Annotated in this window: 5 protein-coding genes; all 5 read left to right on the plus strand. The window is 47.6% G+C overall.

The features are described from left to right. Positions 1 to 10: 10 nt before the first annotated feature. From B0X70_RS11745 to B0X70_RS11765, 5 genes are read left to right on the plus strand one after another with little or no spacing between them, the layout of a single operon-like run. Positions 11 to 6142: a non-ribosomal peptide synthetase gene (locus B0X70_RS11745; protein ID WP_217471553.1), complete on the plus strand. Its 6132-nt coding sequence runs from the start codon at positions 11 to 13 to the stop codon at positions 6140 to 6142. Next, a complete protein-coding gene (locus B0X70_RS11750) occupies positions 6142 to 17871 on the plus strand; it encodes a non-ribosomal peptide synthetase/type I polyketide synthase (protein WP_217471554.1) in 11730 nt (3909 codons plus the stop codon). Before B0X70_RS11745 ends, B0X70_RS11750 begins: the two co-directional genes overlap by 1 nt. Then, on the plus strand, positions 17868 to 18965 hold the full coding sequence (locus B0X70_RS11755; RefSeq protein ID WP_217471555.1) for a Gfo/Idh/MocA family oxidoreductase: 1098 nt from the start codon (positions 17868 to 17870) through the stop codon (positions 18963 to 18965). Before B0X70_RS11750 ends, B0X70_RS11755 begins: the two co-directional genes overlap by 4 nt. Then, a complete protein-coding gene (locus B0X70_RS11760; protein ID WP_246593503.1) occupies positions 18965 to 19762 on the plus strand; it encodes a thioesterase II family protein in 798 nt (265 codons plus the stop codon). Before B0X70_RS11755 ends, B0X70_RS11760 begins: the two co-directional genes overlap by 1 nt. After that, positions 19762 to 22695, plus strand: a complete 2934-nt coding sequence (locus B0X70_RS11765; protein WP_217471556.1) for a salicylate synthase — start codon at positions 19762 to 19764, stop codon at positions 22693 to 22695. Before B0X70_RS11760 ends, B0X70_RS11765 begins: the two co-directional genes overlap by 1 nt. Positions 22696 to 22867 lie beyond the last annotated feature (172 nt).

Here is a 22867-nt window from a genome sequence, read left to right on the forward strand (position 1 = left end):
GGATATCTTCATGCACACGGATCTTGTCTCTCCAGATTCACTGCGTCAGATCATATCTGGCCTGTTTACTCAAAAAAATACACTGGTGGATGATAACGATGATTTAATTCGCAAGGGGCTGGATTCAATGCAAATGATGGCATTGTTAAACCAGTTGAGACGTCAGGGATATCGCGTCACTCTCCGTGAACTTTATCAAAAACCCACACTGTATGCCTGGAGCCAACTTCTGCAACGTCATGTGCCTGTTACTCACACAGCACCTAAGCCTGATGCGGCGCAACCACTGATTGCAGATGCGCGTCCGTTCCCACTGACCGCAGTACAACATGCTTATTTTGTTGGGCGTTCGCCGGAACAGACGTTGGGAGGAGTAGGTTGCCATTTATATCAAGAATTTGATGGTATCGGGCTGGAACCTGAACGACTGGAAGCGGCAATTCATGAGTTGATTCAGCGACATCCGATGTTACGAGTACGGTTTTTGCCTGATGGTCGCCAGCAAGGTATGACCGACGCTTATTGGAAAAAATTAACAGTTCATGATCTGCGAAACTTGACAGCGGACGAACAGCAACAAGCGCTGAACAATATACGTGAACAACTAAGCCATCGCGTATTACAGGTTGAACAAGGGGAAACGTTCGATATTCAACTCAGTCTGTTTGGTGAGAATCAGCATCGGTTGCACGCTAACATTGATTTGCTGATCATGGATGCCGCAAGTTTTAGCCTGTTCTTTACTGAACTGGCGGCATTAATTGTCAAACGTAGCCTGCTGGCTATCCCTTCTGACTACGATTTTTGCAGCTACTTGGCGCAATATCAGGCGCAATTTGCGCAGGCTCGACAAGAAGCAGAGGTATTCTGGCGTAACCGGTTAGATACCCTTCCCTCCGCCCCGCAGCTTCCGCTGGCTAAGGAACCTTCGCTAATAAAAAATGTCCGCATTCAGCGCAGATGTTTCCGTTTGGCTCCTGAACATTGGCAACGTTTTAAACAACTTGCTCAACAAAATGGTGTTACGCCAACGATGGCGTTGGCGACCGCATTTGCTGGTTTATTATGTCGCTGGAACCATGCGCCTCGTCTGTTGTTTAACCTGACGTTGTTTGATAGAGCGCCATTGCACGCCGCGGTTGATGGCCTGCTGGCCGACTTTACTAATATTCTGCTGTTAGATATTCCCGCTGATAATTTGCCATTCTGCCAACTGGCTCAAGATGCGCAGGCAACATTTGCCGAAGCCTACGAACACCGCCATTGGTCTGGTGTAGAAGTTTTACGTGAACTTAAAAAACGTGGCAGCCATCCACATGGTGCGCCAATTGTGTTTACCAGCAATTTAGGCCGACCTTTATATGGCGAAAATACCCGTGATGTTCTGGGAAAACCAAGTTGGGGAATATCGCAAACTCCTCAGGTATGGTTGGATTTCGTTGCATTTGAACATGAAAATACGCTGAATATTCAGTGGGATAGTAACGACGAACTCTTCCCGGATGGGCTAATGGATACCTTGTTTACCGCCTATCAGGGGTTCATTGAGAACCTAACGGAAAACGCCACCCAGTGGAGTGAAGAATTACCGGATCTGATGCCTGAATCGCAATACCAGCTTCGGCATCAGATCAATGACACAACTGAACCTTTGCCGAACGCCCTGCTGCATGAAGGTGTGTTCTTACAGGCAGAACGTACACCTAATATTGTTGCTTTGGTGACTAATAATAAGGAAATTAGTTATGGTGAATTGAGTTTGGCCGCTCGCCGGTTGGCTGCCGTGTTGCAAAAAATGTCGGTTATACCGGGAGATCGGGTTGCCATTAGCATGGAAAAAGGCGTCGGACAAATTGTCGCGGTATTGGCGATACTTTATGTCGGCGGCGTTTATGTACCGGTCCCGGTTGATCAGCCAGTAAACCGACGTCGTGCTATTTGCGAAAGTGCTGGAATTCGTGTCGTTATCATTGCTCCTGAGCAACAATATGATGACTGGTCGCAAGATGTACATTGTGTTTCCTGGCATCAGGATGAGCAATGGCTGCCTTTGGCAAATATGGCTAAGCGTGCGGTGACTGATCCGGCTTATATTATCTATACCTCTGGCTCAACCGGTATACCAAAAGGGGTGGTTATCAGCCACCAAAGCGCACTCAATACCTGTCTGGACATTAATCGTCGTCATCAGGTTCAAAGTAACGACCGATTATTGGCACTCTCTGCCCTACATTTCGACCTCTCCGTTTATGACATTTTCGGTATTCTCACGGCGGGAGGCGCGTTGGTATTAATTAATGAAGCACAGCGTCGTGATCCATCAACCTGGGAAATGTTGATCTCTCGTTACAACGTAACGATATGGAACAGCGTACCGGCACTGTTCGACATGTTACTGACCTATTGTGAAGGGATGGAAGTGGATGCACCGAAAGTACTTCGTACCGTGATGTTGTCCGGGGACTGGATTGGTTTATCACTGCCTGAACGTTACCGGGCATTCAATCCTGATGGTGTGTTGAGTGCGATGGGCGGTGCTACAGAAGCGGCTGTTTGGTCAAACGAATATATCGTCAGAGAAGTTGCAGCACAGTGGCGCTCTATTCCGTATGGCTATCCTTTGGCTAACCAGCGTTATCGTGTGGTAGGTGAAGATGGCCGTGATTGCCCTGATTGGGTTGTCGGTGAGCTTTGGATTGGTGGCGCAGGTGTTGCATTAGGCTACTTTAATGATGAAGAACGCACTTCTGCGCAATTTGTTGTCGATCAAGGGGAACGTTGGTACCGCACCGGTGATCTGGGTTGTTACCATCCTGAAGGCTGGCTTGAATTTTTAGGGCGCCGTGATAGCCAGGTAAAAATTGGTGGTTACCGCATTGAGTTGGGAGAAATTGATGCTGTCCTTAATCAGGTAACTGGAATTAGCAAAGGAGTGGCGCTCGCCAGTGGCGAAAAAGAGAAGTCGCTGGTGGCGTTCCTTGAATTGGAAGGCGATTCTTTATGCCAACGGGTAAATCGTGCGCCGCAGTTACCCGCTGGCTACCGTGATCTGTTCCCCGTAATGCATGCAATGACCACGGATAACAGTGAACCTCAAGTTGCAATGTTCTTGTTGGAACACCTATCTCGTCACGGTATTACTTTTACTTCACCACAATCACTGACAGATTGCTTGCAGCGCTATCAGCCCCAACCGGAATACCATGATTGGTTTGGCCGTATGTTGGCATATCTTTGCCAATGTAAAGTACTGACTGAATCTACACCGCATGTATATCAGGCCGGATTATCATCCTCTATTAATAATGAAGCAGATATCCCTGAACGCTGGCATTCTATGCTACGTAGTATTCTTACCGGGCAACAGTCAGCGGTAACATTGCTTGATGATCCACAATTCGCACCGGAACAACAGTTGTTTGTGTTGCCGGAAACCCGGCAATGGTTGGTCGGATTGCAACAGGTAATCACTGCCCTCTCTCTGCGATTACAACGCCCCGTGACTTTGATGGAGTTTGATGCTCGTAGCGGTCTCTGTGCGCAGTGGTTGGCAGAGCATATTACTGATCAGCACCTCTGTTATCTCGGCTTTGAACGTTCTCAGGCACTGGTCAATCAGGCGCAAACACGGTTGAACGGTTATGCTCATGCATCAGTACAATGTTGGTCTAAAGTACAAGGTTGGTCTAAACAAAGTTGGCCTGAACAAGTTCCTGAGTCGCTGCAATATCAGGCTGATATTATTCTGCTAAATAACGTACTACATCGGGAAGAAGATCCCGCACGTTGTGTCAAGGAATTGCTACCGCTTGCTCAACCTGGTGCGTTGATATTAGCAATGGAGTTGCGACAAGCATCGTCTCTCTCCCTGATTACGACTGAGTTGCTTTCACCTCAAGGTATTCAATTACGCTCTGCGTCACAGTGGTTATCGCTATTGCCACAATTATTACCACTACAGACTGAAACGCCAATTACCATCGGCAATCTTAGTGTGTTATTGATACAATCAAGTTACAGTGTCACTATTCCCGATCGTGAAAAGATTAAATCGGTGCTGGCACAACATCTGCCGGGATATATGATCCCACAGCGTTTGCATATCATTCCTCGCCTGCCGCTGACACCTAACGGCAAAATTGATCGTAAAGCGTTGTCGCAAGAACTACAGTCCGCGACAAAAACCGAGACCGCACCACGCCAGAATGAAATGGCTTTGTTGAATGCGGTGGAACAAACCGTTGCTGGCATTTGGCAATGTTTGCTCAATACAGAGCAACTGGGTCGTGACAGTGACTTTTTCCAACTTGGTGGAGACAGTCTTCTGGCTACACGTTTGGTTGGTGAACTGACACAACAAGGCTTCAAGGGTGAACTGGGCCATCTTTTCCGTAACCCACAATTGGCTACGTTTGCGGCTACACTGGTTCCTTTGGCTGAAATTTCATCACCAGAGTGCGCTCTGCCGAAAGAGCAAAATGAATACCAGCCTTTCCCACTCACGGAAGTTCAACAGGCTTATTTGGTCGGACGCCATCCGGGTTTCGCTTTAAGTGGTGTTGGAGCGCATTTCTTTATTGAATACCGGATAGAACAGTTAGATGTTCAACGTTTAAATCGGGTACTAAATCGTCTGATCCAGCGTCATCCAATGCTTAGAACTGTAGTTGTTAATGGTCAGCAACAGGTATTAAAAAATGTTCCGCAGTTTTCTGTCAAACAGCATCAATTTACCGACATTACGCAGGCAGATACATTACGTGAACAGCTTTCACATCAGGTATTAGATGCCGGTAACTGGCCGGTGTTCGATTTCCAACTTGCGCAAGACGATGGGATGGTCTCCCGGCTATTTGTCAGTCTGGATAATCTGCTATTAGACGGGTTGAGCATGCAGATATTGCTGGCTGAATTAGAACAGCTCTATCTTGACGAACAACACGAATTGCTACCATTGAAAGTTACATTCCGGGATTGTGTACTACGTCAGCAACAGGCGCCAACACATCAGAGTTCGCTGCAATATTGGCAGGAGCAAGTGAAAACATTACCACTGGCACCACAATTGCCTCTGCGTATTGCCCCAGAAAGTGTTCAATCCCCCCGTTTTGTGCGCTATAGCGATCGATTGTCTGCACATGAATGGAGTCAGTTAAAACAACATGCTGCTCCTTATCAGATAACCCCTTCAGCGTTATTAATTGCGGCTTATGCAGCGGTCTTGTCTGCGTTCAGTACTAAACCGGAGCTAACGCTCAACCTTACCCTTTTCGATCGTCCGCATTGGCATGAAGATATTAATCACATTCTGGGTGATTTCACTTCGCTGTCATTGCTGGCATGGCGCCCGGAGAAAAATTGGTTATCAAGCGCCCGTAGATTGCAACAACAGCTATGGCAAGATCTTGATCACCGTCACATTTCAGCAATCAGAGTGATGCGTGAACTGGCGCAGAGCCGCGGCCCTGATGCTGCCATTATGCCGGTCGTTTTCACCAGTGCATTAGGAACACATCAAGGGCAATTCCTGTCGCATTCATCGTGGATGAAACCCGTTTGGGGTATTTCCCAAACGCCACAAATCTGGTTGGATCATCAGGTTTATGAATCTGACAATGAACTTTGTCTGAATTGGGATGCTGTTGAAGAATTATTTGAACCGCGTCAGTTGCAAAACATGTTCAATAGCTACATGACGCTATTACGCACCCTTGCAGCACAGCCAGAAAGTTGGCATGCAGTACTGGAACAACTGATGCCGCGCCGACAATCCGTGATGGTTGACAATAGTTCTGTTGCTATTGCGCCATCACTGCGTTCAGAGGGATATGACCCACAAATATGCAGCGAAATTCAACATCTATTTTTATCCATAACAAATCATCCTATTAACGTACAACAAAACTTTTTTGAGGCAGGAGCCAGCTCGCTACAACTCATTCAATTGCATAGCAGATTACAACATGCGGGTTTTCATCATCTTGCCGTGACTGATTTATTTGCTTATCCAACACCAGAGACGCTCAGTTTACGCTGCCGGAAGGATTCTCACGATGGAAATCGCTTGTCGATCACTCCTCGTCAGCGTCAACAACAAAAGCGTCTGCAACAACGGGAAAAACGTCACAAAGGAGCTGCATAATGACTGATTTAACGCCTCACTACGATAATTGCGATCCTATCGCAGTGATTGGCCTTGCTTGCCGCTTTCCGCAGGCGCCAGATAGCAATGCTTTCTGGCATAACCTGCGACACGGGGTTGAGTGTACTGTTCCACTCGCCCGTCAAACATTATTAGACGCAGGTATTCCTCCTGAAGTTATTGAGAGTGAAAATTTTGTCAATCGGGCAGCGATATTAGAGAAGGCGGAACAATTTGACGCCTCGCTGTTTGGTTATTCACGTCAGGAAGCGGAGATGCTTGATCCTCAACAGCGTCTTTTTCTCCAGACCGCCTGGCATGCCCTTGAACATGCCGGTTATGCGCCACGCCATGTACCCCTGAAAACCGGTGTTTTTGGTAGTAGCCGGGTCAGTACTTGGCCTTCATGGTCACAATTTTCCATGACCGATGTCGGCAAAGTTAAAGGACTTCAAGCGTTAATCAGCAACGATAAAGATTATCTTGCGACACGTACCGCTTATAAATTAAACCTGAAAGGTCCGGCACTGACGGTACAAACAGCATGTTCAAGTTCACTGGTTGCTGTGCATATGGCTTGTGAAAACCTGCGTGCCGGTGAGTGTGATATGGCGTTAGCTGGTGGTGTGGCGGTTTCTTTCCCTCAAGAAAGTGGTTACTTGTATCAGCCGGGAATGATCTTCTCCCCTGATGGACATTGCCGCCCCTTTGATAGTCAGGCAAATGGTACCTATGGTGGCAACGGTGTTGGCGTGGTCACATTGAAACGCTTGAGTGATGCGCTGCGCGATGGCGATCCCATCATGGCTGTGTTACGTGGTAGTGCAATTAATAATGATGGCAATGAAAAAGTTGGCTTTACTGCCCCTTCGGTTAACGGTCAGCGCAGTGTTATTACCGAAGCTCTCCAACTAGCTGATGTCAGCATTGATGATGTTGGCATGATTGAAGCACACGGTACAGGCACACCACTTGGCGATCCGATAGAAGTTGACGCATTGCGTAGCGTATTTTCTGACCGTAGTGTAGTGGTACCGCCTTGTTATCTTGGCTCAGTAAAAGGCAATATGGGCCATCTTGATACGGCCGCCGGTATTGCCAGCCTAATTAAAGCAGTCCTGTCTGTTTGGCATGGCTATATTCCACCGACGATCAATGTTCAGCAACCCAACCCGGCGTTACGGTTGGAACAAAGTCCGTTCAGGTTGGCAACGCAAGGACAGGATTGGACACAAACATTACGAACCGCAGGCGTCTCTTCGTTCGGTATTGGCGGTACCAACTGTCATGTTGTGGTGCAATCATTGCCGGAAGAATTATGTCGTCACCGTGTCCATCATGCGCAGATTTCGCCTTTGCTACTCTCTGCTGCTTCTGAATCTTCATTACGTCAATTGGCACAACGTTATGCAACTGCACTCAATGATGCACCAGAGCATCATGCAGATCTGGCTTGGACCGCATTACAAGGGCGTGATCTTTCATTACCCTGGCGTTTAGCCTTGACGTTAACGTCACAAAGTGCTGAACATTTATCCGCTTTTGCCAACAAAAATCCAACACAAAATATTTTCAGTGGCCAAGTCAATAGCGAAGGTAAGCAACTTTGGCAATTTAGTGGCCAAGGTTGTCAATGGTCTGGAATGGGGAAAGCCATGTATGCCAGCTCTCCTATTTTTTCCGCTATGTTGGATCGTTGCTGTACTGCCTGTACATCAGAGTTGGCACTGCCATTAAAAGAAGTCATGTTCGGAGAACATGATGCCGCATTAGCCACTACCGAATACGCACAACCGGCAATTGTGGCGCATCAAATTGCACTGGCGGCACATTGGCTGGCTCTTGGATTGAAGCCTAATTATGTTCTGGGGCACTCGGTTGGTGAGTTTGCCGCTGCCGTTGTTGCCGGGATTTTCACACCTGAACAGGTGATGCCGTTAGTAGCGGTACGAGGCAAACTGATGCAAAGTTGTTCCCAAGGGGGGGCGATGTTGGCGGTTTTTGCCAATGAAGAAGATGTGCTTCCGTTCGTTCGTTCACTGGCATTAGATCTGGCGGCTTGTAATGGCCCTCAACACTGGGTTTGGGCCGGTACAGAGACGGAAATTGTTGCTTTAGCGCAACGTCTGGAGCAACAGCAGATTCGTTGCCAGCGTCTTAATGTTGCTTGTGCAGCACATTCAGCCATGCTTGATGGCGTACTGGAGGCATTTTCTCTGCGTTGTAGCCAGTTGCAACCTGCATTGGGGGAAATTCTGCTGATTTCTACCCTGACAGCTAATATTGCAACGGCTGAACAATTGGCTTCACCGGACTACTGGCGTAACCATATGCGTCAGACTGTACGCTATTACCCGGCTGTTGAATTTGCCCGCCAGCAAGGGGTGACATTATTTATGGAGATGGGGGCTGATGCACAACTAACTAGCATCGGGCGGCGCATCAGTCTGCCACAGGAAAGCTGGATTGCTGGCATACAGCGTCAAAGCTCTCCAGAGACAGCACAGCAAACGGCTCTTATGCAACTTTACTGTGCTGGTGTGCATCTTGATTGGCCGCATCTTTTCCCAATCACTGGGGAAAAATGCTACGCGCCGCTTTATCCATTTGATGAACAGCATTACCGTTTCCCTGCTACCAAATCTGTGCCGCTCACAACCAATATCAATGCTGGACTTGATGTGAATGCTCTTCTCGATCCTGCCATTGAGCAAAACTCCGATGCTGTAACACTACGCGTGTTGTATACCGATGCATTGGTATATCAATGTCATGGGTGTGATGCTGAACAAGGTTTCGGGGCCACCGACACGATTCGGGCTGGCCGACTGCAACCTTGTTGGCGTCCTTTGTTGGAACAATTATTAACCTATTGCGTCCAGCAAGGTTATTACCGGGAAATTTCTGGGCCAACGACGAGTAAAATGTATCGTCCTGATCGTCCCCTGCCATATGCCAAACGCCGGTTATTAGAGGCAGATTTACTCACTGCTTTCCCGGCTTTGATTTATGCCGGCGAGCGTCTGTTTGCCCTGTTGAGCGCTCGTTGCGATTTGCCGCGCCAGTTTGTGGCAACACAAGCCGCGACCAACTCATGGCTTCCGGCGCCACAACCGTGCCCTGATACCCACTATGCCCTACATTGGCGTACAATAAACACCGTAGATATCCCAAGATCTTCAACGGCATATGCTCTCCGTTCTTCAACAACGAATGACGAGATTGTTAATCATTGGCGTCAGGCGGGTATTCGTTTACAGCCAGAAAGCGGAAACATCTTATTACTGCTTACCGGCAATGATGTACTTGAATTATGCGATCAAGTTATTACCGAATTAAAACGTGATGAAGCGACATCACTAACCGTTGTCACCTATTGCGCTCAACCGGAAACCACCTTATCACCAGAGAATATCAACCCAGCTCAATATGCTGTCTGGGCATTGCTACGTGTCGCAGTTGAAGAATATCCCCATCGTCGTATTCAAGCGATTGATATTGCTGATATCAATGATGCTGATGCTTTATCATTAGCGCTTGGTTATTTGAGTGAACGTAACCGTTGGCTGAGAGTACGCGGCAATCAAGTCTCTGTACCGGTTTTACAACGTCAACCATTGCGGTTCTCTCAACAGCCGATGTCGATTCCCCATCAGGGTTGGCATATCGTAACCGGGGGAATGGGCGGAGTTGGTCAGATTTCCATCCGTTGGTTGTTGGCCCAAGGCGCACGTAGAATTGCGGTATTTGCCCGCCGTCAACATGTGGATTGGGACGCTTTTGTTCAAGAGTTATCACTGAATACTGAATGTGAGATACGCTGGATTAAAGTTGATGTTACTGATACGCCAGCTTTGTTAAACGCAGTACAGAAGCTGGCACAAGAGGATGGTATCGCCGGGGCAATTCATGCAGCGGGTATCGCTGATCATACCCGGTTGGCAGAACTTGGACCTCAACGTCTGTCTCAGATGTTATCAGTAAAAGCGCTGAGTGCATCGGCATTGCAAACTGCCCTTAAGCAACATAATGCACACTATCTGTTGCTTCATTCTTCTGCTGCATCAATGTTAGGCGCTCAAGGACAAGGCGCTTATGCCGTTGCCAATGCTTACCTGGAATCTTTGGCTCTGACAGCACCGAATTCGTTGATGGTAAAAGCACTGGTTTGGGGTGTTTGGGGTGGCGTTGGTATGGCCCGCGACCGGCGATTAGTAGAAAAACTGGCACAAGATGGCATGTTGCCGTTCAGCGTCAATGAAGGTATCTGGCATTTTAATCAATCTCTGCGCAGTGCATCTCCTTGTTATCTGGCGATACGGTTGGATGAGTATCATCCCGATATTCTGCGTCGTTTACAGGCTGACATTACAACTACAACGCTGGCTTCTTCGCACATTGTCGATAACGCGCAGTATCAGGATGAAGAAGAACGGCTCCATTGGTTGCGTCAACGTATCGCCGCGTTGTTACGGTTGGAACAGCCTGAAAGTTTGGGACCACAACAGGATTTACTGCAATTTGGTTTGGATTCCCTGTTATTCCTGGAGCTAAATGCGGCGATCCACCAGCAATTTGGTTTCAGACTAACTGCCGAGTTGGCTTATCAGAATATGACTTTGGCGGGGCTTAATCAGCTTATTGGCGACGCATTACCTGAACAGTCGGTAGCCCCTTCTCAGCCTGAGATTATCATTGACAGTTCCCAGCATCATGCTCCATTCCCTTTGACGCCAATTCAGCACGCTTACTGGATTGGTCGCACTCAGGCCATTGATTTTGGCGGTGTCGCTTGTCACGTCTTATTTGAATGGGATCTGGCATTGGATGGCTTTGATAAGGATAGTTTTGATATTTCGCGTTTTGAGAAAGCATGGAATGCTTTAATTCAGCGTCATGGCATGTTGCGCATGATAGTGGATGAAGATGGACAGCAAAGAATTTTGCCTGAAACGCCTTGGTATGCTTTATCACAAGATGATTTGCGTATGCTGGATGAAACAGCTTGTGAACAGGCATTGGTTCAGCGTCGCCATACACTTTCTTATCAGGTGCCGCCAGCAGAACAGTGGCCGTTGTTTGAAGTTTCTGTTTCTCTGCTGCCGAATGCACGCTGTCGCTTACATATGAATCTGGATCTGTTGCAGTTTGACGTACAAAGCTTCCGAATCATGATGGACGATTTGCAACGCGCTTATCACCAGCAACCATTGGCTCCACAAGCATTTACTTTCCGTGACTATGTGATGGCGGAACAAGCTCAACGGGCAAGTAAAGAGTGGCTGACATCATGGTCATACTGGCAGGAACAATTACCTTCGTTGCCTCCGGCGCCAAGATTGCCGTTGAATCCACAACTACCTCAGCGTAGTCAGCCACAATTCACAACTTATGAAGGTCGATTAACACAATCTGATTGGCAAATGCTCAAACAGTGCTGGCAACAATGGGGCGTCACTCCTTCAGCCGGTCTGTTGACGCTGTTTGCTCATACTTTGGAATGGTATAGCCGCCATCCGTTGTTTACCCTCAATCTGACATTCTTTAACCGGCAACCTTTCCATCCAGAGGTTCAAGATCTGATTGGTGATTTTACCTCCGTCATGTTGATGGATTTTGACTTACGCAAGACAACTTCCCTGCGTGCCAGCATGGAGAAAACCCAAGCTTTGTTATGGCAACGACTGAGCCATAACTATGTCAATGGTGTTGAGGTATTGCGAGAACTTGGCCGCCAACAAAATGGTGAAGCCCATAGCAGACAACCGCTGACGCCGGTGGTTTTCACCAGCATGTTAGGGATGGCGCAAGAAGGCGTCGCTATCAAACAATCCATCACCCAGTTACTAGGCGATCCGGTCTTTGTGCTGAGTCAAACCCCGCAAGTCTGGCTGGATCATCAGGTCATGGAAGTGGATGGTGATCTACTGTTTAACTGGTACTGCATGGATGACGTATTGGCGTCGGGAGTTATTGAAGCACTGTTTGCTGCTTATAACGCGCTGTTAGTGCAAATTTGCCGACAATCTGACCGTATAGAACATTATGATCTTCATACACCACCTTCTGGCCATGCACGTTATGATTTCTGGCCGCAACAACCTGAATTGCGTCAGGCCGAGCAATATCTGCGTGCTAAACCTGAAATCCGACTGGCAGAAATTCAACCACGTCAGGACGACACGCAAGGTTATAATGTATGGCTGGTGGCGGAAAATAATCTGCCATTACAGTTATCAGAACCACAGGCGATAAACACCGATCTGTTACCTCTACCTGAGTTAACCGAACAACAGGCGTTTGAACGCTCTTGGCAATACATTGAACAGCAAGCATTACTCGGCTTGAGCCAGACATTACTGCGCCACAACTTGTTCACTTCTCCTCAGCAATATCACTCTCGTGAAGAGATTGAACAACGTTTACAACTTGCGCCACAGTATCAGCGTCTTCTTACCCAATGGTTGACGTTATTAAACAACCAGGGATTTATTGAAAAAACTGCTGGTGGATACCGCTGTTTGCAACCGCTGAATCATGTTCCTGCTCCTACGGCAAAGTTGGACGACGCAGTGTGGTGTCAAACCATTAGCCGTTATGTCGCGACATGTATCGAACAACATGACACCCTGCTTGCCGGGCGAGGTAATGCTTTGGAACTGCTGTTTGCCGATAAACAGACCACTGCCAACCTCTATAGCGAGAATCCAGCGTTACGGTGCCTGAACCAAACTGCCGCTGAAATTATCCGGCAATTGAGTCGGGTATCTGAACATTTCACCATGCTGGAAGTTGGCGCAGGAACCGGTGCAACCTCAGCGAAGGTACTTGAGCATAATGCACAATCGATTGAAAGCTACCACTTTACCGATGTTTCGCCGCTATTCTTGGATGATGCACGTCAGTTGCTCAATCATTATGGCGAAACCGTAAAATTTGCTCTGTTCGATATTAATCAGCGTATTGATTTTAGCCAGCATCCAGAATCCGGTTACGACCTGATTATGGCGGCTAATGTGTTGCATGATGCAATCCATCTGCAAAACACCCTACAGCGTCTGTCACGATTACTTAAAACCGAGGGATGGTTGTTGATTATTGAATCAACTAAACGTGAAAGCGCTATGCAACTCGCTAGTGTTGGATTTATTGAAGGTATTAATGCCTGGAGTGATGATCGCGGCGACAGTGCATTGATGGCGCTTGCGGGTTGGCGTAAGTGCTTGGAAAAATCCGGCTATCGGGTTTCATTGGAATGGCCGGGACAAGATGGACCAGAACTGCATCAACAACTGATTCTGGCGCGTGCTGAACGGCAAGCGCGGATTAATGTCAGTGAAGTAGAGGCACAATTTTCCGCTTTGCCTTACTCATTGTATGTTCAACAGCAAGAACAATTGCCGTTGATCGTGACCGCTAAAGAGAGCGCGGCACAGTCATCAATTTCGGCAACAGTACAACCGGAAACAGCGGATGACCAATTCCATGAGATTGAACAACAGGTAATTGCGCTTTGGTGTTCACTGCTTCCTCAGCCAATACAGCGTCACAGTGACTTTTTCCAGAGTGGTGGTGACAGCTTAATTGCTACCCGGATGGTGGTGCAATTGCGTCGTCAAGGTTACGAACAAGCAAATCTGCAACAACTGTTTGAACATCCTAAGTTGAGTGAGTTTTGCCGTACCTTGCGGACAATTGAAACAGTTGAAACAACACCCGCTACACAGGTTGTTCCACTTGAGACTAAGCCAGTATCGGAACAGACGCTTCCACTGACTGCGTTGCAGTATGCTTATTGGTTGGGCGAAAGCCAACTGTTCCAGTTTGGTAACGGTATCGCTCATTTCTATGCAGAACTGGCTATCAAGAATCTTGATCTGCCTCGTTTCACTACTGCCTGGAACCGTGTAGTCAACCATCATGCGCAATTACGTGGCTATGTGAAGGATGGGCAATATCATATTCTGTCGGAAGTTCCCTGCTATACCCCGACGGTAATCGACTGCCGTGACATGATACCAGCTCAATGCGAAACAAAACTCGCTGATGCCCGCGATACCCTGCGCACTAAAGGTGTTCCTAGCGATAATTGGCCGCTGTTTGATTTGACGCTGTATCATATTGATGACCGGACACATCTATTGCATTTGACTATCGATCTGTTAGTCGCTGATGGCAAAAGTCTGACGTTAATTCTAAGTGATTTGCAATGCGGGTATCAGGAACCCAATTGGCAGCCAGAACCACCGGCCGCGACTATTAGTGACTATATTCAAGCACTGGATGATGAGAAAACAGGGGAAGCTTGGCAACAAAGCAGACAATATTGGCTTAATCGCTTACCTTATCTGCCTGATGCACCGGAGTTGCCGTTAAAAGATCATCAGTCACAACAGCTTAATCAACAATGTCTGACGGGATATATCAGCCCACAACAGTGGCAACGTTTGCAACAACGTGCAGCAGAGTACCGAGTGTCCCCATCACAGGTTATGTTGACGTTATTCACCCATGTTCTGGCGGTATGGAGCAACAGCGAGCATTTCACCATCAATGTTCTGCATGGCAACCGGCTGCTTATGCCACAACATTGCGATACGTTGGTGGGGAATTTGTCTACCACGTCATTGTTGGAAGTGGATTTACGCAACAGTACAGGATTCAGTGACGCGGTAAGTCGGATACAGAAACAGTGGTTAGCTGATCTGCAACATGCTCTATTTGATGGTCAATTAGTACTCAGAGAGAAAAATCAGCACCGTCACAATCTGAACGCCGGTATGCCGATCGTGTTCAACGATACAACCGGTACTGCGGGCCAAGGGCCATCAGGGTTGGGAACGCTGAATCTTTTTGGCGCGCAAACACCGCATGTTTATCTCGACTGTATGCTGATTTCCAGCTCAGATGGCGGCGTTATCATTCAGTGGGCAATCTTGCCGCAACTATTCCAGCCACAAGTTGCAGAAAATATGTTTGCTCATTATCAGGCTAGCGTTGCCGCCCTGCTTGAAGCCGATTACCAATGGAGCGCCCCACTGCCAGAGTGGCTCCCGGCAAATGATCGGATTTTGTGTCAAAACAGTAATGTGACAAAGAATGTTTTTCCGCCACATACGCTGTGTTCGTTGATTGAACAGGCGGTAAACCGCTACCCACAACGTACCGCGGTAGTCGATGCTTACCGTCAAATCGATTACCGCACTTTGTGGTCACAAAGTCTGGCATTGGCTGACCATTTACAAGCGCAAGAAAATCAGCATTCGTCTCTGATTGGCGTGGTGATGGAAAAGGGTTGGGAACAGGTTGTCGCGGTTATAGCGATTTTATTGGCGGGACGGGCTTATCTGCCTATTGATGCCAGCTACCCGCAACAGCGCATTCATCAGCTATTGGCATCAGGAGAAGTTGATACTGTATTAACTCAACCTAAGTTTGCTCAACAGATGAGTTGGCCTGATGGTGTACAGGTTACCGCGCTGGATGAAACATTACTTAACCGCTTGCCGAAAAATACCGGCGAGCAGCGCTTGTCTGCCTGTCCTGAGGATTTAGCTTATGTGATCTTCACATCAGGCTCTACTGGCAAACCGAAAGGCGTGATGATAGATCACCAAGGAGCCGTTAATACCATCCTTGATATTAACCAACGTATTGCCCTCAATGAACATGATAGCGTGCTGGCAATCTCAGAATTGACATTCGATCTTTCAGTTTATGATCTGTTCGGTACTTTAAGTTGCGGGGCCAAACTGGTTATTCCTTCTCCCGGTGACAGCCGACAACCCGACAAATTATTGACGTGGTTACAGCAAGAATCGGTCACTGTTTGGAACTCTGTTCCAGCATTTGTACAACTGCTTGAGGAGTATGCCAGAGATTATCCACATTCTTTGGATAGCCTGCGTTGGGTATTGATGAGCGGTGATTGGATACCGACCAGTTTGCCGGAAAGATTATCTGCCCTTCACCCTGCGTTGAATCTTCTCAGTTTGGGCGGTGCAACCGAAGCATCAATCTGGTCTATTGCCTATCCTATTACTCAAGTTGATCCAAACTGGCGCAGCGTCCCATATGGAAAACCACTGGCTAATCAGACTTTCTATGTGCTCAATGCAACGCTTTCACCCTGCCCGGTTTGGGTAACGGGGGAACTCTATATTGGTGGGCAAGGGTTAGCACTAGGCTACTGGGCTGATTTAGAAAAAACTGCCCAAGCCTTTATTACTCATCCTCAAACCGGTGAACGGTTGTACCGCACCGGTGATTTAGGGCGCTGGCGGCCAGACGGTAATATTGAATTCTTGGGGCGCAACGATCACCAAATTAAAGTTCGTGGCTACCGGATTGAGTTAGGCGAGATTGAACACCGCTTATGTGAGCACCCGGATATACAACAAGCATTAGCGTTTGCACATACTACGTCAACCGGCGCATTGCAACTTGTCGCGGGTGTGCGTTTATCTGATGAAGCACCGCTATCTACAGAACTTTTACCGGTTCTGCCGCATTGGTTGCAGCAGACCTTACCTGCTTGGATGTGTCCACAGCGCTTTATCATTCTCGATACCCTACCCGTATCAGACAACGGTAAAATTGACAGACGCGCATTAGCGGCCTTGGTTGGGGAAGTACAGGAAATCAATCCAGTATCATCCGTTGCTCTCAGTGTGACAGCACAAGCTGTGTTGGACCTTTGGCAATCGGTATTGGCACAACAAGCTATCAGTGTGCATGAGAGTTTCTTTACGCTAGGCGGTGATTCTCTGGCGGCGGTGCGGTTAATGGTAAAAATTAATCAGACGTTTAACCGTCAATACCCACTCAGCCTGCTACAAACTTACGATACCGTACACTCATTGGCTGAATTTATTGAACATCAGCCAGAAAGCCTTTGCCAAGGAGTGATATTGAACAAGGGAAGTGTTGAGCAACCGGCACTATTTATTGTGCATCCTATTGGTGGACATCTGTTGGGGTATCGCCATATGGCGGCCAATTTCGGCGACCAACGCCTGATTGGGCTGGCGTTTTCCCCGGATAATTTAAATACAGATACCCCTTCCGTGGCAGCGTTGGCGGCTGACTATATCAGTCAAATTCGTGCTTTCCAGCCGCAAGGTCCTTATGCTTTGGCAGGATGGTCTTTTGGTGGATTGGTGGCCTATGAAATGGCTCATCAATTGCGAGCGATGGGTGAACGTGTTTCTCAATGCATCTTAATTGACAGCTTTGCGCCAAATGTCCGCACTGATCTGACGCTAGATGAAACATTTTGTCATCGTCATTTCCTGCTCGATTTGCAGGGACAATTCCCAAGTCTGACTCTGGATGATCATGTTATCGCTGCTGATACGGAAACTTTCCTTAATGCATTGCACGATGCCTTGCCACAATCTGCACAGATTGATAGTTCGCTGACTGCACTTTATGACGTATGGCGCTATAACTTGAATGCATTGCTTGACTACTGTCCACCGCAGACTTCACAGCCTTTCTGGCTTATTCGGGCAGTACAGGCACTACCTGATTTTATGGATTATCTCGATCCAACCACCATCGCCTCAAGCGATCTGGGCTGGCAGGCTTTTGGTCCGGTCAATGTGACACAACTTGCAGGCGACCATTACACCCTATTCCAACATGAACATGTTGGTTCATTGGTTACTTGTCTGAAAGATATCTTGAATTCAGTACCAACCACTAATTTTGTTAAGGAGAACATATGATAAAGCCACGGCGGGTTCTGATTGTCGGTTCGAAATTTGGCGAATTATATCTTAATGCATTCTTACAACCTCAGTCTGGTCTGGAACTGGTTGGCATTTTGGCTCAGGGCAGTGTCCGCTCACAGCAACTTGCTCGTGATTTTAATGTGCCGCTATTCCGCTCATTGGATGAGCTACCAGATGATATTGATATTGCCTGTGTGGTAATACGGGCAGAGGTGATTGGCGGCAAAGGCGATCAGCTCACTCAAGCACTTTTGGCTCGTGGAATTTCTGTCATTCAGGAACATCCCCTTGATGCTGAGGCCATCAAAAGACATCAATTAACCGCCAAAAAACATAATGCAGTGTTTTGGGTAAATAGCTTTTATAGCCAATGCCATGCTGGAAGAAGTTGGTTACATGCGGCGCGGCAAATTAGTCACTTATCACAACAGCGTCCGGTAAGTGGTTATTTGACAACCAGTCGCCAATTGCTATTTTCCGCGCTCGATCTGTTGTTACAGGCATGTCACTGTCCGGAACAGATGGAGATAGTCTATGTTGGTCAGCGAAGCAGTGCATTTCATTGCTTCGAACTTAGCTTTGCAGAGACAACCGTAACGTTAAACGTGCAATCTTATCTGGACCCGAGAGATCCCGACATGCACAATCTGGTGATGCATAAAATGACGCTAATCTGGCCTGTCGGTTATCTGACACAGGAAGCTAGTTACGGGCCGGTCATTTGGACACCCGTCCTTCACGCCCCTGATCATCTGAATAGTGAACAAAGCCTCTACCTGAATGCCAGTCAGCCGGATGGTAACTATTTGCATCAAACAACATCACAAATTCTTTGTCCGGCCACCAAAAACTGGATGACGGCATTTGAATGTGATGGCGCTAAAGGCGTGGCATTACTACTCAATACCTTGAGTTCTGTATTGAACGGCGCCCCCTGCCCGTCTGCTTTTGCTTACGATTACCAACTGCGGTTAGCAGGTTTATGGCAACAAATTTTGCGCATTATGGGAGAGCCTATTACTCAGGATTTACCGTCCCCTGTTTGGATTGAGCCAGCAAAATTGATGTTAACTGAGGAAGCATGTTGATGACGTGGGCACTCCCTACACATCCGATGATTCGTCCGTGTCTGACGACTCACGGCGAACCCAAATACACGTTGTTAATCTGCCCCTTTGCCGGGGGCAGTACCAGTGCATTCCGCCACTGGTCCACACTGAAAAATTTAGATATAGCGGTTTCACTGGTGATTTACCCCGGACGTGACAGCCGTATGGCGGAAAAGGCTGCTGCCAGTATCGCGCCATTGGCGCAATCACTTTCTGACTTGATGGCGTCATTCACCCCCGCACAGAGAGAGAGCCTGATACTTGTCGGTCACAGTATGGGAGCACAAGTTGCTTTTGAAACTTGCCAACGCCTTGAGCAACAAAATTGTTCACCCAAGGCGCTGGTACTTTCGGGGTGCCATGCGCCTCATCTTCAATCTCGCCGCCAACTGAGCGGGTTGCCTGATCATGAGTTTCTTGAACAATTGATTGATATCGGCGGTTGTAGCCCGATTTTGCGAGAAGATCCCGGCTTGCTTGAGCTGTTCTTACCGATGCTACGGGCTGATTTTCTTGCTACCGAACGTTATTACCGGCCCATTCAGACTGACGCTGTAAAACTGCAAACGCCAACATTGCTGCTTTATGGCAGTGAAGACAAAGAGGCTTCTGCGATAGAAGTTCAACAGTGGCGGCAATGGCTTGCAGACGGAGAGCAACATCTTTCATATCGCTACAAGGAGGTTGTAGGCGACCATTTTTATATTACTCAAGAACCTGAAAGTTTTATTCGTCACATTACACAATTTATACAATATGTACAGGAGTTTGCATAATGGCACCTTTTTCTATTCCAGGGAAAACACTTACTTTGACGCCAGACTATCTTTGGAATGGCAAAACGCTAGACCAACAACTTGCCGGGTGGGCTGGTATTTGGGGCGATAAAACAGCGCTGATCTATCAAGAACAACAACTAACTTACCGTGAATTGCACCAATCCGCAGAGAGATTAGCCAGCGGACTATTTCGTCGCGGGGTCCGTCGTGGAGATAACGTTATGGTACAACTGCCTAACCGTATCTCTTTTGTCGTTACCTGTTTTGCCCTGTTTAGGTTAGGCGCTCACCCGGTGTTATTAATGCCGACACAGCGGACACATGACGTTCATGCCCTTTGCCAGATTGCTCGCCCGGTTGCTTACATTATTCCCGATTGCATCCATGATTTTGACTACCGGGAAATGGCACGAGAAATTGCGGCATCTTGTCCCGATTTGAAACAGATTATTGTTGACGGAGAAGCGGAAGAATTTACCGCATTGGCATCCATTGATGATGAACCGGTCAATATTCCTGGTCCAAGCTATGGTGATATTGCTGTTTTATTGCTTTCAGGGGGAACGACCGGTACACCGAAATTAATTCCCCGTACTCACGACGCCTATACCTATGATTTTGTGCTCTCAGCCCGTCTGTGTGCGGTAAATATGGAAAGTGTTTATTTGGCTGTACTGCCTGTCGCACATAACTTCACGTTAGGCAGCCCCGGTATTTTAGGTACCCTTTCCCAAGGCGGAAGTGTCCTTCTGAGCGATACCGCCAGTTGTGATGAAGCTATGCCGCTAATTGAACAACACAAAGTGACCCATCTGGCATTAGTACCGGCTCTGGCACGGCTTTGGGAACAGGCCCGCGACTGGGAACAAAGCGATCTTTCATCCCTACTCTGTTTGCAAGTGGGAGGCGGCAGGTTGACGCCAGAACTGGCGGAACAGGTAATAGCACGCCTTGGGCCTTTGCAGCAGGTGTTTGGTACAGCGGAAGGATTACTCTGTTATACCCGATTAGATGATTCCTATGAGGTCATCATTAATACCCAAGGGCGGCCGTTATCAGAAGAAGATGAGATCAAAATTGTTGATGCCAATTTGCAATCTGTAGCACCTGGCGAGGTAGGAGAACTTATTACACGAGGTCCTTACACCATTACGGGATATTACCGTGCAGAGCAGCATAATACCGTGGCTTTCACCACCGATGGGTTCTATCGTACCGGCGATCTGGTTCGTATGACCTCAGATGGCAGTCTGATCGTTGAGGGTCGAATTAAAGAACAGGTTAACCGCAGTGGTGAGAAAATTTCGACCCAGGAAGTTGAAACCTTGTTGCTGCAACACCCTGACATTGATGATGCCGTTGTCATTTCTGTGCCCGATGAGCTGTTGGGTGAACGAATCTGTGCCTGTTTACCTAACAACGGCAATCAACCAGAACCGGCGCAGATAGAGGCATTTCTACAGCAGAGAGGGGTTCAGCGTCATAAAATTCCTGACCAATGGTTGTTTGTCGCCTATTGGCCGTTAACTACAGTGGGAAAAATTGATAAACGCCGTTTGGTACAGATGGCACAAGCGGAACATGGCTGTCCAATGCAGCAATATCATGAACAAACGGTTGTTATTACCAGCACTCCGCTAGATTTGATTACGCATTTGCTTTCAGATGACGAGGCACAACCTTATATGCTCTATGAGGTAAAAGGTGAATGGTCGTTGGGGATAGGCTGTGCAGCGACCATCAGTGCGGATGCATCAGGACAACTGATTGATTCACAAGGTAATCGTCATCCATACGATATCAGCACATTGAGCCAGAAACTTGAACAGGCGCTTAATGCTCTCCCCATTCAGGATTGGCGGGCCTACGGAAGAACTTTATTTGAATTCTCCCATATGACGTATGGGCTGCCATTAGAACAACAAAACGAAGCGTTAATAAAAATCACTATTCCACAGCATGAATTACGCATAACTCAAGGACAGGTTCTGATACGAACGCTCGAAGAAGGTCAACTCGCCATATTGAGTGAGAAAGTTCGCCAGGCTGATCAATTAGGCACACCGGTTTTCTCATGTACAGAAGATATGGAAATCATTAATCAGCCAGACGCGGCGAAGCATTATCAGGATAACGTCGCCAATGCGGTTAAGGACATTGCCGTGGGTCATTACCAAAAAGTGATCCTGTCACGTCGGGTTGAACTTGGTTCAGGTATTGATATGCCACACAGTTACTGGTTAGGCCGTCAGGCTAACACACCTGCCCGCTCCTTCTTCTTACGGGATGAAGATTTCTCTGTTTATGGTTTCAGCCCAGAAACCGTGGTTGAAGCAGATGGTTCAGGTTGGGTCAGCACACAACCATTGGCTGGAACTAGAGCCTTGACACATGATAAAGATCAGGATCAACGGTTGAGAGCAGATTTGCTTTCTGACCCGAAAGAGATCTCCGAGCATGCTGTTTCGGCTAAATTGGCATTAGAAGAGTTGGCGCCGATTTGTCAGGCTGACACACTTTGTGTATCAGAGTTTATGGCGATTCGTAAACGGGGTTCGGTACAACATTTAGCATCACGGGTAAAAGGATTACTACAAACAGATAAAAATCGTTGGGATGCATTTATCGCCCTATTCCCGGCAGTAACCGCTTCGGGGATACCCAAAAAACCTTCTTTACAAGCAATTTCACGTTACGAAAGTGAACCACGCCGACTTTATAGCGGTTGTGTCATGTTATTAGATAGCTCAGGTAAACTGGACGCGGCGCTGGTATTGCGTTCTCTCTATCAGCATCAAGGACGCAGTTGGCTCCAAGCTGGCGCAGGATTGGTCAGAGATTCCAAACCAGAAAGAGAATGGCAGGAAACCTGCGAAAAACTTGACTGCATTATGAAATACGTTCGCCGTTACTCTGGCAAAAAAGAGTAAATGAAGTCATAACACTTTTTCTTCCCAACCCCGGGAAAACCAGAATTGTTTCTGGTTTTCTCTAGAATTCAGGTTTCTAAGGAACAAGCCTCGTTATTTTCAACGAGGTTTGTCAGCGGTCTGAGCCATCATTAAGATGGCCAATAATAGTGAGACTCATCGTTTTAAAGGC

This window comes from Photorhabdus akhurstii (assembly GCF_019090985.1).
Taxonomy (GTDB): Bacteria; Pseudomonadota; Gammaproteobacteria; order Enterobacterales; family Enterobacteriaceae; genus Photorhabdus; species Photorhabdus akhurstii.

What these genes read in the sequence shown, in the direction of transcription:
- B0X70_RS11750 (WP_217471554.1), top strand. Translation starts at nt 6,142, where the DNA reads ATGACTGATTTAACGCCTCACTACGATAATTGCGATCCTATCGCAGTG.
- B0X70_RS11765 (WP_217471556.1), top strand. Translation starts at nt 19,762, where the DNA reads ATGGCACCTTTTTCTATTCCAGGGAAAACACTTACTTTGACGCCAGAC.
- B0X70_RS11755 (WP_217471555.1), top strand. Translation starts at nt 17,868, where the DNA reads ATGATAAAGCCACGGCGGGTTCTGATTGTCGGTTCGAAATTTGGCGAA.
- B0X70_RS11760 (WP_246593503.1), top strand. Translation starts at nt 18,965, where the DNA reads ATGACGTGGGCACTCCCTACACATCCGATGATTCGTCCGTGTCTGACG.
- B0X70_RS11745 (WP_217471553.1), top strand. Translation starts at nt 11, where the DNA reads ATGCACACGGATCTTGTCTCTCCAGATTCACTGCGTCAGATCATATCT.